The sequence below is a fragment of the Pantoea sp. X-Soil-TKNS-1280 genome (assembly GCF_059730475.1).
The window spans coordinates 3,429,220-3,444,383 of the sequence record NZ_AP035962.1; the positions used below are offsets into that span (position 1 = coordinate 3,429,220).

Here is a 15,164-nt window from a genome sequence, read left to right on the forward strand (position 1 = left end):
CCATGCTTAAACCGTAAGGGTATCGTTAAGATCCTCAGGATTTCCAGCCGCCGCCGAGTGCCTTGTACAACGTGATTTTCTGGCTTAACTGGCCCAGATGCGCGCTAATCAGCGTTTGTTGTGCGCTGTAAAGAGAACGTTGAGCCACTAACACATTGAGATAATTATCAACGCCCTGCTTATACCGCAATTCAGAATAGTCGTAGTCGCGCTGATTCGCACCTACCTCTTTTTGCAGGGCCGTCATTTGATCCTGCCAGGTGTCCTGACCAGCCAGCGCATCGTTCACTTCTTTAAACGCGGTCTGGATCGCTTTTTCATAGTTGGCGATCTCAATGCGTTTTTCGATATGGGCGATGTTCAGGTTAGCCTCGTTTTTGCTGCCGTCAAAAATCGGCAGGTTAATCGAGGGGACAAACGACCAGGCACCGGTACCGCCACCCAGCAGGCTGCCAAGCGAGCTACTGGTGGAGCCACCGGATGCCGTCAGCGTAATGCTCGGGAAGAAGGCCGCGCGCGCTGCACCGATATTGGCATTAGCGGCTTTCAGCGTATGTTCGGCGGCCATCACATCCGGACGGCGCGTCAGCAAATCTGACGGCAATCCGGCTGGTGTGGCCGGGAACTGCCAGTTGGCATCCAGCGACGCATGGGACAGCAGCGACACCGGCAGATCGGTGCCCACCAGCAGACGCAGCGCATCCACATCCTGGCGTACCTGACGGGTGTAGCTGGCAACATCCGCCTCGGCCGCACGCACTGTGCTTTCTGCTTCGGCCAGGTCCTGGTCGCTGCTGACGCCACCGTCATAGCTCATTTTGGTCAGCCGGTACGAATCCTGCTGGCTCTGGGCGGTGTGCTGCGCCAGATGCAGCAGATCGTTATCCGAGCACAGGGTCAACCAGGCGGTCGCGACTTCGGAGATCAGCGAGATACGGGTGGCGCGTTCGGTTGCTGCGGTCGAGAGATAGGTTTCCTGCGCCTGATCGCGCAGGCTGCGCAAACGACCAAAGAAATCCAGCTCCCATGAGGTGACGCCCAGACCGGCGTTCAGCTCGTGGTAAGTGATCGGACCGCTGGTTTGGGTGTTGTACAGATTGCCCGGCTCATGCGCCGAGGTCTGGCTGGCCGTGGCGTCAATTGACGGCATCAGCGCAGCGCGCTGCACCGTGACATCGTTACGCGCCTCTTCGACATTGAGGGCCGCGACGCGCAGGTCGCGGTTGTTATCGAGTGAAAGCTGGATCAGATTACGCATCGTGGCATCGGTGAAAAAATTCTGCCACGGCAAATCCGCCACATTGCCCACTGCGGTGGGCTGATCGTAATGGGCATCCACCGGCATCAATGGGCGCTGATAATGCGGCTCCATGGTACAGCCGGTTAAGCCCAGGGCAGCAGCCAGCGGCAGCAGCGCCCAGTTAAAGGTTTTAGTTATCATGCTGCACCCCCTCTGCGGATGCGTTTTTCTTACGCGCGAAGAACTGCGACACCACCACGTAGAACATCGGCACAAAGAAGATGGCGAGGAAGGTCGCGGTAATCATCCCGCCAGCCACCGCCGTACCGATGGAGTGCTGGCTACCTGCGCCCGCACCGTTAGAGATGGTGAGCGGCAGCACGCCGAGGATAAAGGCCATTGACGTCATGATGATCGGGCGGATACGCAGTCTGGCTGCCTCCACCGCCGCTTCCACCAGGCTCTTGCCTTCCCGCTCGTGCAGTTCCTTAGCAAATTCAACAATCAGGATGGCGTTCTTCGCCGCCAGCCCGACGGTGGTTAATAGCCCTACCTGGAAGAACACATCGTTCTGCAAGCCGCGCAGCAACACCGCGCAGATGGTGCCCAGCACGCCAAGCGGCACCACCAGAATCACCGAGAACGGAATCGACCAGCTTTCGTACAATGCCGCCAGGCACAGGAACACCACCAGAATCGAGATGGCATACAGCTGAGTGGTCTGGTTGCCTGATGCCTGCTCCTCATAAGAGATGCCGTACCACTGCACGCGGAAACCGCTCGGCAGCTGCTTCGCCAGCTCCTCAACCGCTGTCATCGCTTCACCGGTACTTTTACCCGGAGCCGGGGAACCGAGGATCTCTTCCGCCGTCAGGCCGTTAAAGCGTTCGAAGTGCGGCGAGCCATACACCCATTTACCGGAGGCAAAGGCGGAGAATGGAACCATGGTGCCGCTGGTATTGCGGAAGTACCATTTATTGAGGTCGGACGGCGTCACGCGGGAATCCGCTTTCCCCATCAGGTACACCTCTTTGACACGACCGTTGTACATGAACTGGTCGATATAGCTGGAGCCCCAGGCCACCGACAAGGTGTTGTTGATGTCGGTCATGCTCAGGCCGAGCGCGCTGGCTTTTTCGTCATTAATCTCCAGTTGATACTGCGGCTCATCTTCCAGGCCATTCATGCGTACCTGAGCCAGACGCGGGTCTTTGTTCGCCAGGGCAATTAACTGATGCGTGGCATCCATCATCTGCTGATGGGTGTGCGCGCCGGTATCCTGCAAATAGAGGTCAAAGCCGGTGGCATTACCCAGCTCCATCACCGCAGGCGGCACCATGGCAAAGATTTTGGCGTTTTTGTAATTGGCAAAATGCGCCATTACCCGGTTGGCCAAATCCTGTACGCTCTGGCCGCTATGGGTTCGTTCCCCCCAGTCTTTCAGACGCACAAACGCCATGGCGTTACTCTGACCGCGACCGGCAAAGTTAAAGCCCGCCACGCCAAAGGTGGTGGTGACCACGGAAGCTTCGTTCTTTTGCAGGTAATCATTCAGGTCGTTGATCACCTGCTGGGTACGTTGCGACGAGGCGTTTACCGGCAGGGTCATCTGCACCATCATCAAGCCCTGGTCTTCATTGGGCAGGAAGGTGGTCGGTACGCGGGTAAACAGAAAGCCCGTTACCCCGACAATCACCAGATACACCACCATAAACAGCCCACGCCGTGAGATGACTTTACTCACGCCGCGGGTGTAGTGCATCGCACCGCTATCAAACTTGCGGTTAAACCAACCGGCAAATCCCGTGGTTTTGTGCTCGGCCGAACTGGCTTTCAGCAGGGTGGCGCACAGCGCCGGGGTGAAGATCAACGCCATAATCACCGACAGCGCCATCGCCGACACAATGGTTATCGAGAACTGACGATAGATAACCCCGGTTGATCCGGCGAAGAACGCCATCGGCAGCAGTACCGCCGACAGCACCAGCGCGATACCGAACAACGCCCCCTGGATTTGCTGCATCGATTTGATGGTGGCGGTTTTCGGATCGAGCCGTTCTTCGTGCATCACACGCTCGACGTTCTCCACCACTACGATGGCATCATCCACCAACAGCCCTATCGCCAGCACCATCCCGAACATCGTCAGGGTGTTGATGCTGTAGCCGAAGGCCGCAAGGATACCGAAAGTACCCAGCAGAACCACCGGCACCACCAGCGTGGTGATCATGGTCGCGCGCAGGTTTTGCAGGAAGACAAGCATCACGAAGAACACCAGTATCACGGCTTCGATCAGCGTTTTTACCACTTCTTCAATCGACGCGCTCACCACCGGTGAGGTGTCGTAGGGATAGGTGACTTCCACGTTATCCGGCAGCGACTCTTTCAAATCGGCAATCGTCTGACGGACCGCTTTCGCGGTGTTCAGCTCGTTGGCACCGGTTGCCAGACGCAACGCGATACCTGCCGCCGGTTTGCCGTTGAGCGTGGCGTCAATGCCGTAGCTTTGTGGCCCCAGTGCTACCGATGCCACATCTTTCAGGCGTACCTGAGAGCCATCGCTGTTCACTTTCAGCAGCACGTTCTCAAACTGTTTTACCGTGGTGAAACGGGTTTTGCCGAGTACCGTTGCCTGGGTTTTTGCGCCCTGAATGGTCGGCAGACCGCCCAGCGAACCGGAAGACACCTGCACGTTCTGATTATCAATCGCGGTACTGACATCGCTCGGCATCAGGTTGTATTTGTACAATTTGGCGGGATCGAGCCAGATACGCATGGCGTATTCGGAACCCAGCACCATAAAGTCACCGACACCTGGGGTACGTGAAATCGGGTCTTCCAGTTTGGAGACCAGCATATCCGCGAGGTCACCGTTGGTCAGCTTGCCGTCTTTCGAAATCAGGCCAACCACCATCATGAAGTTTTTCTGGTACTTACGGATGCGGATACCCTGCTGGGTGACATCGGTCGGTAATTGCGACTCCGCCAGAGAAACGCGGTCCTGCACCTGTACCTGCGCAATATCCGGGTTAATCCCCTGGTTGAAGGTGGCGATGATCTGCGCACTACCGTCGGATGCACTGCTGGATTCGAGGTAACGCAGACCGTCCAGGCCGTTAAGTTGCTGTTCAATCACCTGCACCACGGTGTTTTGCGTGGTTTCGGCACTGGCACCGGGATAGGTGACGGAAATCGACACCGCCGGGGGTGAGATATCGGGGTATTGGTTAACCGGCAGTTTGAGCGTCGCAATCGCCCCCACCAGCATCACAATGATCGCGATCACCCACGCAAATATCGGGCGTTCAATAAAAAACTTAGACATTACGCCCCCTTATTGTGCCGCAGCATCAGTCATGGAGAGGCTGACGGCATTGGCGGAAGGCGTGTCATTGGTATCGGCCGCCGTGGTGGTCACTTTGACGCCGCTGCGTACACTTTGCAGATTGTTTACCACCACCTTCTCGCCCTCTTTCAAGCCTCCGGTCACCAGCCACTCCCCTTTGATCATCTCGCCGGTGCTGATGCTGCGCTGCTCAATAGTGTCATCGCTTTTCACCACATAGACGTAAGGCTGGCCTTTGGTGTCATGCATGATGGATTCCTGCGGCACCAGGATGCCCTGCTGCTGGACGCCCTGCGGGAAGCTGGCGTGCACATACATCCCCGGCAGTAACTCGTCTTTCGGGTTCGGGAACACCGCGCGCAGCACCACGGTGCCAGTGGCGGTATCCACATTCACTTCCGAGAAGGCCAGTTTGCCCTGCGCGCCATATTGGCTGCCATCTTCCAGCGAGAGGCCCACGGCGGCAGTGTTATCGTCGATCTTCGCGATCTTGCCGTCAGCCAGCGCGCGGCGCAGGTGCAGCAGATCGGTTGACGACTGATTCACATCGACATAGATGGGATCAAGCTGGGTAATGGTGGCGAGATAATCGGTTTGCCCGTCAGTGACCAGCGCACCGGCGGTGTAAATCGAACGGCTGATATGACCGGAGATCGGTGCTTTCACCAGGGTGTAGTCGAGATTCACTTTGGCGGTTTCCACATCGGCTTTCGCTTCGCGCTCGGCCGCCACCGCATCATCGTAGGTTTGCTGGCTAATGGCGTGGGCGGCCGCCAGTGGCTGATAGCGTTTCGCCAGCATGGCATCGTTTTGCCAGGTCGCCATGGCTTTGTCATAAGCGGCTTTATACGTGGCCGGGTCGATTTGATACAACGGCTGGCCCTCTTTCACTTCTCCCCCTTCGGTGAAAAGTATTTTTTGGATCACACCGCTGACCTGCGGACGCACCTGAGCGGTTCTTACCGCCGTGGTGCGGCCAGGCAGTTGCGTCACCAGCGTAACAGGCTCAGTTTTCAGGGTGACAACGCCGACTTGCGGCGTCGCAGACGCGGCGGGTGTAGCTCCGCCCTGATCACAGGCTGCCAGTAAAAACACGACGCTGGCAGAAAGAAGTTTCAGGCGCATAGTTTTTCTCAATAAGATGGGTAAAAGTAATGAGAATGATTACTCTCAAGGAAAGTCATTGTAGGCAGGGTGCAACTACACAGCTGTTAAGGTTGCGTAAAACATATTTTCGAAACGAAAATGGTAAACCTTTCGTGCGATAAATCGCTGTGTTTTTTAGCTTTTTGCGGGTTTTCATCCCCGTCAATTTGTTATAGCGCGATAAATCGCGCCGCTACGGTAACTGCGTTTGTTAGCGCCACTGCTAAACTTTGCATCCCATTGTAGCGGCGCGATTTATCGCGCATTGTTAACCTTTCGGTTCAATACCACGGCGGCGCAGCTCCCGACGCGCCAAATCCTTTAACCAGCAGGAAAGCGTCACGTTGTCATCATCGGTCAGCGCACGGAGCTGATCATGCAATTCCGGATGGATACGCAGCTGGAATGCCGCCGAGCGGCCCTCACCTTTCGGCGTTCGGTCTTTGAGTTTTGGCATAGGGTTTCACTCAACGGATGGCAATAAATACGCCCCTTACCTGCGCTACCAACACAGTAAGGGGCTGGCGGACCTTGATGGAATGCGACATCGCGGTGCGTTGTGGCATACGTTACACGACGAGATATTTTTTTGTTGGCGGGGGAACGTTAAGGGATAGATAAGAGGTGTGAGCGTTTTAGCATTGCCTGACCATCATGATTTGGCTCTGAATCGCAGGCAAAAAAAACCCACGCATCTGCGTGGGTCGGTGCAACAGAACAGGGTGAGCAGCGTGTGCTGCCGTTCTTCACACCCATCAATACCTCTGGGACTTTCATCCTCGCATCAACGGTGTGCTGACGACAGCGGGAAAACGCAACGGAATTCGGGGAAATGCAACGAGGTGTGAAAACTTCACCACCTCGTTTACATCATGATTTCGTTAAGATTTATCGGGTGCTGGTTTGCTGTAGATGGCGTCGGGCGCGATGTTCATATGTTTCAGCACCGGCCCCATAATGTTGCCGAAGACCGGAGCCGCCACCGAACCACCAAAGTGGTCACCGGCGGTCGGATGGTTGATCATCACCACCAGCGCCACTTCCGGATGGCTGGCAGGCGCGATGCCTGCGGTGTAGTTGACATAACCGCCATCATATTTACCGCTGCTGCCCATCTTCTCTGCGGTACCGGTTTTGGTCGCGAGTCGGTAGCCCGGCACAGCGGCTTTCACCCCGGTTCCCCCTGGCAATACGTCGCTCTCCAGCATATGCACCACGGTTTGCACGATTTGCGGATCGGCCACCTGTTTACCCAGTACCGGTGGCGTCACCTTGGTGATCGACAGCGGGCGATAGATGCCATACGACCCCAGCGTGGCGTATTCACGCGCAATTTGCAGCGGCGTGACGCGCAGGCCGTAACCAAAGGCAAAGGTCGCGCGTTCGATATCCGCCCAACGCTCACGATGCAGCGGGAAGTAACCGACGCTCTCGCCGGTCAGCCCTAATCCGGTGGGTTTGCCGAGACCAAAGGCCTGATAGGTATTCACCAGCGCCTCAGCAGGCATCGCCAGCGCAATATGGGAGACCCCGATGTCGCTCGACTTCTGCAAAATGCCGGTCATGGTCAGACGCGGCCAGTGGCCAACGTCACGGATCAGGTGACCGTTAACCGAGTAAGGCGTGGTATCGATCACTGAATCCGGTCGCACCAGATGGCGCTCCAGCCCTTCCATCACCACCAGCGGTTTCACCGTGGAGCCGGGTTCGTAGCTGTCGTTTATCGCCGTGTTGCGCATCTGCGCGGGGGTCGCGCCATCATAGTTATTCGGGTTGAACGAGGGGTAAGACGCCATCGCCAGAATTTCACCGGTATCGATTTTCACCAGTACCGCCGCGCCGGAGTCTGCTTTGTTCAGCAGCACGCCATCGCGCAGTTTGCTGTACAACGTGTACTGGTCAAATTTATCGATGCTGAGTTGCACCGTAGGTGGCTGTTGCGGTGGCTGGTAATCAATCATCGAGATGATATTGCCGTTTTTGTCCTGGCGATAAACCTCTTTACCCTCTTCGCCCTGCAACAAGCGGTCAAAACCTTTTTCCAGTCCATTCAGCCCGTTGTTATCCGCTCCGACGATACCAATCAATGGCGCAGCAGCTTCACTCATCGGATAGAAACGGCTGTCGTCGTACACCGAGCTGATGCCTTTCAGGCGCAGCGCCGCGATATCTTTGGCGATGCTTAACTCAATTTTACGCCCGAGGTACAGGAAGCGTTTTTTCGGGTTGGCGACAATCTGCTGTGCCAGCTGATCCGGCCGCATATTCAGCGCATTAGCCAGATAGGCCCACTTGGCGCTGGTAAAATCGGGGTTACTTTCCAGTACCCGCATCGGGTCGGCAATGATATCGCGGGACGGGACGCTGAGCGCCAGCGCTTCGCCGTCACGGTCCAGCAGAGTGCCGCGATTAGTTGGCAACGTGACGGTACGCAGCGAACGCTGATCCGCTTCGTGTTCCAGCATCGGATGATTAATCAGCTGCAAATCAGCGACGCGTGCCAGTAGCAGACCCATACAACCGAGCACACCTAAACAAATCAGGCGAAAACGAAACGGATTGAATGGGGCCTGGATCTGGTCTTTTCCCAGAAGTTTTTTTATTCGGGCCATGGTATTACCACTGCAATTAAAAAGTAAAACGGGGGCTATCGCAGCAGTTATAAAGAAAGGCGAGGCGGGATAACAGGAAAACTGTGTTTCAGTTCGTTAGCGTGGGGCGCAGACAAAAAAAACCTGCGCATCTGCGCAGGTCGGTGTAATCAAGAAAACTTTTTGATGTTCACCCATCAATACCTCTGGGACCCTGACTGTAGCAAGGCGCAGAGACGGGATTCCATCTCTCAAACGCAACAGTTACCCGCAAAATGTAACCAGCGATGAGATTCTTACTGGATTGTGCAAACCTCATGTTTTTTGATTTCCACCAGGCAACTCATGGCGTTCGGCCCCTGAGTTAACGACGAGGTACCGATATCCAGCGTCAGCACATTGGGGTTCCCTGCGCGGTCCCACGGCTGCCAGGCGCGGCCAAAACCAGGGTCAAACCAGGCTCCGGTGGAGATAATTACCACGCCCGGTGTCAGACCATCGGTGAGGCGAACCCCGGCCAGCATCCGCCCACGCGCGTTGCTGACGTCGATCTCATCGCCATCGACAATCCCGCGCGCCGCCGCGTCCTGCGGGTGCATATACAGCGTTTCGCGTCCGGCGGTTTTGTTAGCCTGCACCGTGGCGGTGGCATCCAGCTGGCTATGCAGACGATCGGATGGCTGAATTGAAATCATATGCAGCGGAAACTGCTCACTGAGCGCCGCCCCCAGCCACTCCTGCGGCTCGCGCCATTCCGGGTGACCGGCAAAATCATCCAGTTGATAATCGGCGATGGTCTGACAGAACAGTTCGATTTTACCGCTGGCGGTTTGAATCGGATGGGTAACCGGGTTGGCGCGGAATTCATCCATAAACACGTAAGGGGTGCCCCCTTCCGGAATCTCCACGAAGCCGCGCTGCCAGAACTCACCGAACTCCGGGAAGTGGATCCCTTTACGCGCATGGGCCACCGCGCATTGCTGATACAGATGCTCGATCCACTGCATCTCGTTGCGTCCTTCGGTGAAGACATCACGATAGCCGAGGCGGTCAGCGAGATCGGCAAAGATATCGAAGTCATTACGCGCCTGATGCTGCGGTTTAATCGCCTGATGCATCGCCAGCACAAAACGGTCACGCGAGGAGCCGCCAATATCGTTGCGCTCCAGCGTGGTGGTGGCAGGTAAAACGATATCCGCCATCTGCGCCGCAGGCGTCCAGACGATATCCTGCACCACCACGGTATCCGGGCGCTGCCAGCCTTCAACCAGGCGATTCAGCTGCTGATGGTGATGGAACGGGTTGCCACCGGCCCAGTGCACCAGATGGATATCCGGATAATGCAGCGTCTCGCCCTGGAAGCTATAAGGCTGTCCCGGCTTGAGCAGCATATCGCTGATGCGCGCCACCGGAATCGACAGGCCAGACGGATTCGGGCCAGTGCTCATCAGCGGTGCCGGACCTTCCTGACGCGGATTGCCAACGCTGTTCATTGAGCCATGACCGAACGAGAAGCCGCCACCCGGCAAACCGGGCTGGCCCAGCATCGACGACAACGCAATCATCATCCAGTACGGCTGCTCGCCACGATGAGCGCGCTGTACCGAATAGGAACAGGTAATAAAGCTGCGTTTGCCGATCAGCTGTTGCGCCAGCAGTGCAATACGCGCCGCCGGAATGCCGGTAATCTGGCTGGCCCACTCCGGGGTTTTCGCCACGCCGTCGCTTTCGCCCAGCAGATAAGCGCGCAGCTGCGGCCAGCCGGTACAGTGGCTGGCAAGAAAGGCCTCATCCACCGCCTGACGCCGGGTGATTTCAAACCCGAGCGCCAGCATCAGCGCCACATCGGTATTGGGTCGAATCGGAATCCACTCTGCGTTGACGAACGCCGGACAGTCATCACGCATCGGGCTGATGTTAATGATTGGCGTACCTTTAGCGGTCAGCTGCTCCAGCGCCGGTTTCAGGCTGTGCTGCCCGGCCCCGCCGGACGCCACCTGGGCATTTTTCAGCGCCAGCCCGCCAAAGGCGACAAAAATCTCCGCATGTGCCACCACGTCCGGCCAGTCAGTGACGCGACCGGTCAGCGGCATATAGGTACCAATCACATAAGGTAAAAAGAACTGCGCTGCGCCCCAGCTGTAGTTGCCCTGCTGGTCAACGCCGCCGCCGCCCTGAAAATAGAAGCGACGGATCAGGGTGCGGGCATGGTTGACGCGCCCGGCCGATGACCAGCCATAAGAACCGTTAAAAATGCCGGAAGCACCGTAACGTTCGCGCACCCGGCGATTTTCTTCCGCCACCAGGTCCAGCGCGGTATCCCAGTCCACCGCGACAAAATCTTCCCGGCCACGCAGGGTACGATCGCTGTTCTCCCGTGATTTCAACCACGAACGGCGCACCATCGGCTGGCGAATACGTTTATCCGAATAAACCAGTTCGGGGATGGTATTCAGCATCGGCGAAGGATCGGCATCCGCGAAGAAAGGTTCGCAGCCAGTCAGGCGATCATGCTCCGTTACGGCGGTAAAAGCGCCCCAGTGCGCCAGGTGTGGCACGCGTGTTTTCATGGTTATGGTCCGGCAGGCAGGTGTTGTGAGTTCTGGCAGCATAACATGCGCGGCGTATCGGGCTAAAGCCTGGCCGCGACCGTCTGATTTTCCGCACTTTTGCGACAGCGCTGGCATTCTGCCGGGTTGCGACGATTAGTGATTTCCGTAACACTGGTGGCATGTGTAAACGTTTTCCCGGAAGCAGGTTAACGAATGGCTACCATTAAGGATGTTGCCAGAATGGCTGGGGTCTCGGTCGCGACCGTATCCCGCGTGATTAATAATTCCCCCAAGGCCAGCGAGAACTCACGCCTCGCCGTCACCATGGCAATGGAGCAGTTGCAGTATCACCCGAACGCCAACGCACGCGCGCTGGCACAGCAATCCACCGAAACCCTCGGCCTGGTGGTCGGCGATGTTTCCGACCCGTTTTTCGGCGCGATGGTGAAAGCGGTGGATGAAGTGGCGGGTCAGACCGGTAACTTTTTGCTGATTGGTAACGGTTACCATAATGAGCAAAAAGAGCGTCAGGCGATTGAGCAACTGATGCGCCATCGTTGCGATGCGCTGGTGGTGCATGCCAAAAAAATCCCGGACGCGGATCTGGAAGTGCTGATGAAGCAGGTGCCGGGGATGGTGCTGCTCAACCGGCTGCTGAAAGGGTTTGAATCACGCTGCATCGCGCTGGACGACCGCTACGGAGCCTGGCTGGCAACACGTCATCTGATCCAGCAGGGCCACACGCAAATCGCCTTTATCTGCTCCACCCACACCATTTCGGATGCCGAAGATCGCCTGCAAGGCTATTACGATGCGCTGAAGGAACACGGCCTGCCGAGCAACGACCGGCTGGTTGCCTGGGGCGAACCGGATGAAGTAGGCGGCGAGCAGGCAATGACCGAGCTACTTGGCCGCGGCAAACAGTTCACGGCGGTGGCTTGTTATAACGATTCTATGGCCGCAGGCGCACTGGCAGTGATGAGTGACAACGGCATCCGCGTACCGGAAGAGATGTCGCTGATTGGTTTCGATGATGTGCTGGTGTCGCGCTACGTCCGTCCGCGTCTGACCACGGTACGCTACCCGATTGTCACCATGGCGCAGCAGGCCGCGCAGCTGGCCTTAGCGCTGGCCAATGATACGCCGATGCCGGAAGTGACTAACATGTTCAGCCCGACGCTGGTGCGCCGCCATTCGGTGAGCGGGCCGGGTTAAATTTTGTCGCTATCCGTAAGGGCGATGCAAATCGCCCTGGGCATTCATCACAAAATTGGAATGTAACTGTTAAATACCCCTCATCTTCTTAACGTTTCTGCCGATACCTGTGCCGGACTTTTCTGGCCACGCCAGCAAGGATCGATAGAAATTTAAGGAGGAAAGATGAGCATTTCCAGACGTTTACTTCTGGCTCTGGGTTTTATCACCGCGGTTATCATCGCGCAGGGGACGCTGGCGATCAGTTTTATCAGCGGATTTCAGGATCGCTTCGAAAATGTGCAAAGCCGCGCCATTCCCTCAATTAAACTGCTGAGTGACCTCACCGATCGTAGCCAGCAGTTGTGGCTCAGTTTATATCAATACCAAAATAGCCCAACAGATACGCTTGAATCACAGCTGGCGCAGCAGATCGCTGAAATTCGCAAGCAACAGCAGACTTACCAAAACACCCATATCGCCGATGATAAAGACGCCCAACTGGTGCAGCAGGCGACGGACACTCTTAAGCTGCTGAGTCAGCGTCTGCCCGCGTTTCTTGACGCGGTAAAAGCCAATCAACCAAACGTGCTGGCAAACGCTAAGGGCATGGGCAGCGCGCTCCAGACGCTGATTACCGATTATCGCCAGCAAATGGCGCTCAACATGACAGTTGGCGACCAACTGCGGGCCACCAACCGCACCATTTTTCATTTTGTCAGCTGGGCAACCGTAGCGGGGATCACCGTCGCGGTACTGATGATTGTGATATTCGCACTGCTGACCATTAAGCATATCCGCCGCAGCCTGAACAACATCTCGACGATTATGGCGCAGGCAACTGAGCATCTCGATCTCACGGTGGCGGCTGACGAAAGCCGCAACGATGAAGTGAGCAGAATGGCCGGTTACTTTAATAAGCTGATGCGCCATATTTCAAAATCGCTGACAGCGGTGAATACTGCTGCCGGGTCGGTGAGCAGCGCTTCAACGCAAATCGCTGCCGGTAATGAAGATCTCTCGGCACGTACCGAGCAACAGGCCGCCTCGCTGGAGCAGACCGCCGCCAGCATGACCGAGCTGAGTGAAACCGTGCGCCAGACCGCCGACCACACGCGCGATGCGACCCGACTGGCGGATAATGCCAGCACGCTGTCGCGCCAGAGTACCGCGTCGCTGGACACCATGCTCAGCACCATGAACGACATCCATTTAAGTGCGTTAAAAGTTAAAGATATTACCGGCCTGATTGAAGGCATTGCGTTTCAGACCAATATCCTGGCCTTAAATGCCGCCGTCGAAGCCGCGCGTGCCGGGGAACATGGCAAAGGCTTTGCCGTGGTGGCCGGAGAAGTGCGCAACCTGTCCCATCGCTCCACTACCGCCGCACGGGAAATTAAAACGCTGATTGAAGCCTCAACCAATTTGATTGAGTCCGGCGCGCAGCAGGCGGCGCAGGTGGGCGACAGCATTCAGTCGGTCAATGAAGTGATTACGCAGGTCAATAGCCTGGTGAATGAAATCGCCACCGCTGCCGCAGAGCAAAGCCAGGGGATTAACCAGGTGCATCGGGCGATTGATCAGATGGATGATGTGACGCAGCAGAATGCGGCACTGGTGGAGCAGGCGTCGGCAGCGTCTCAGTCGTTGCAGGAACAGGCGGAGCATGTTTCGCGGCTGGTCGGCGCGTTTCGGTTGTATCGCGCCTGACAATTCCCCGTCATTGCACGATAAATCGTGCCGCTACAATGTTGTGCGATTCGTAGCGGCGCAATTTATTGCGCGTTTTATCCGGCACCGTGCCCGGAATAGCACGATAAATCGTGCCGCTACAGTGCCCGCTGATACACCCGTACCACGGTATCCGGGTACTCCAGCGCTTCCTCTTTAAACTCCCAGCCAAAACGCTCGTAATATCCGGCAAAGGTGGACCACAACCACAGCCGGTCATAGCCGCGCTCGCGGGCATAGTCGATAACATGCTGTTGCAGCGCCTGGCTGACGCCCTGCCCGCGCGCATCTTCTTCGATAAACAACGCCGCCAGCCACGGATAGAAATCCTGGCGGCTGATCAAATCGCAGCGCCAGAATCCCACCGTTCCCAGCGGCCTGCCCCCATCCAGCGCCACAAAGGTCACCGGAAAATCAGCCCCTTTCAGGCTGCTTTTTACAATGCTGGCATAAAACTCACGCGGAGTGCCTTCACCAAATTCCCGCCACAGCCAATCGGTAACCTGTGAGGCGAAATGAGGCACTTCCTGAAGTGGCAGAATCTGCATTACATTAATTTCCCCTGAAAAATAGGCACCGATTCAAACAGATAACCGTCAAAATCCGGCGCATCCGCATCAGAGAGTTCCAGCAGGGTATTTTTCACATTTTCCAGATGTTGCCACATCGCCTGCCAGGCCCCCATCACGTCACGGCGACGCAACGCTGCGAGGATGGTTTGATGGTCTCCTAACCACTTCAGACGATACGCGCGGGTTTCAAACTGCGGGCGCAGCTGCTGCCACAGCGGACTGGCTTCATGATGACGCCAGACGCTGGTGACGGTATCCAGCAGCATCTGATTTTGCGTCGCGCCCGCCAGCAGCAGATGAAACAGTTTGTCGTTATCCTGGCTGCTGTCGTTGAGCGCAATGGCACGCTGCTCCTGCTCCAGGGTACGACGCAGGTTTTCAATATCGGCTTTGGTTGCCATTTTGGCCGCAAAAGCGGCGATGTTGCTCTCCAGCAACTGACGAGCCTGAAGCATTTCGAAAGGGCCAACATCGCTGCGGAAAAAGGCTTCTTCCGCATCATCACTGTCCGAAGGGATACGCATCACGTAGACACCCGAGCTTTGACGAATATCGACCGTGCCCTCCAGCTCCAGCATCAGTAACGCTTCACGCACGATAGTACGACTCACGCCCCAGGTTTCCGCCAGCTGACGCTCCGGTGGCAGGCGCGAGCCAACCGGGTAATGTCCGTCAATAATTTGCTGGCGCAGATGCTGCCCGATTTCCTGATACTGCTTTTTCTCTTGTGGCGCTTCGGCTTTTTCCACGCTGTCACCCTTTTGCATCATGGCGCACAAGGTTCCAGCCGCC

Annotated in this window: 10 protein-coding genes; 2 read left to right on the forward strand and 8 right to left on the reverse strand. The window is 56.7% G+C overall.

All coding sequences use genetic code 11. The features are described from left to right. Positions 1–34: 34 nt before the first annotated feature. The 6 genes from AC6I8X_RS15905 to AC6I8X_RS15930 all read right to left on the reverse strand — a co-directional run bounded on the left by AC6I8X_RS15905 (position 35) and on the right by AC6I8X_RS15930 (position 10,893). Complete coding sequence (locus AC6I8X_RS15905) at positions 35–1,441, reverse strand: efflux transporter outer membrane subunit (protein WP_497840093.1); 1,407 nt, start codon at positions 1,439–1,441, stop codon at positions 35–37. Beyond that, positions 1,431–4,565: an efflux RND transporter permease subunit gene (locus AC6I8X_RS15910; protein WP_497840094.1), complete on the reverse strand. Its 3,135-nt coding sequence runs from the start codon at positions 4,563–4,565 to the stop codon at positions 1,431–1,433. The genes AC6I8X_RS15905 and AC6I8X_RS15910 overlap by 11 nt, the downstream gene beginning before the upstream one ends. A 9-nt stretch (positions 4,566–4,574) precedes the next feature. Further along, a complete protein-coding gene (locus tag AC6I8X_RS15915; RefSeq protein WP_313685362.1) occupies positions 4,575–5,711 on the reverse strand; it encodes an efflux RND transporter periplasmic adaptor subunit in 1,137 nt (378 codons plus the stop codon). Positions 5,712–6,000: 289 nt separating this feature from the next. Continuing rightward, positions 6,001–6,189, reverse strand: a complete 189-nt coding sequence (locus tag AC6I8X_RS15920; protein ID WP_084876526.1) for a YlcI/YnfO family protein — start codon at positions 6,187–6,189, stop codon at positions 6,001–6,003. A gap of 424 nt (positions 6,190–6,613) precedes the next feature. Next, complete coding sequence (locus tag AC6I8X_RS15925) at positions 6,614–8,344, reverse strand: penicillin-binding transpeptidase domain-containing protein (RefSeq protein ID WP_299460145.1); 1,731 nt, start codon at positions 8,342–8,344, stop codon at positions 6,614–6,616. A gap of 275 nt (positions 8,345–8,619) precedes the next feature. Then, positions 8,620–10,893, reverse strand: coding sequence for a molybdopterin-dependent oxidoreductase (locus AC6I8X_RS15930; RefSeq protein ID WP_497840095.1), 2,274 nt, complete (start codon positions 10,891–10,893; stop codon positions 8,620–8,622). A 195-nt stretch (positions 10,894–11,088) separates the two neighbouring features. On the opposite strand from AC6I8X_RS15930, the gene galR reads away from it, so the two are divergent. After that, complete coding sequence (gene galR / locus AC6I8X_RS15935) at positions 11,089–12,090, forward strand: HTH-type transcriptional regulator GalR (RefSeq protein WP_299460139.1); 1,002 nt, start codon at positions 11,089–11,091, stop codon at positions 12,088–12,090. A 165-nt stretch (positions 12,091–12,255) separates the two neighbouring features. Beyond that, positions 12,256–13,779 (forward strand): methyl-accepting chemotaxis protein, encoded by a 1,524-nt coding sequence (locus AC6I8X_RS15940; protein WP_497840096.1) that lies wholly within the window; start codon positions 12,256–12,258, stop codon positions 13,777–13,779. Positions 13,780–13,898: 119 nt separating this feature from the next. Here the strand turns inward: AC6I8X_RS15940 and AC6I8X_RS15945 are convergent, their stop codons facing one another. Together AC6I8X_RS15945 and AC6I8X_RS15950 are read right to left on the reverse strand one after the other, a co-directional pair. Next, positions 13,899–14,348, reverse strand: coding sequence for a GNAT family N-acetyltransferase (locus tag AC6I8X_RS15945; protein WP_497840097.1), 450 nt, complete (start codon positions 14,346–14,348; stop codon positions 13,899–13,901). Continuing rightward, positions 14,348–15,121, reverse strand: coding sequence for an FCD domain-containing protein (locus AC6I8X_RS15950; RefSeq protein WP_208717240.1), 774 nt, complete (start codon positions 15,119–15,121; stop codon positions 14,348–14,350). The genes AC6I8X_RS15945 and AC6I8X_RS15950 overlap by 1 nt, the downstream gene beginning before the upstream one ends. Positions 15,122–15,164 lie beyond the last annotated feature (43 nt).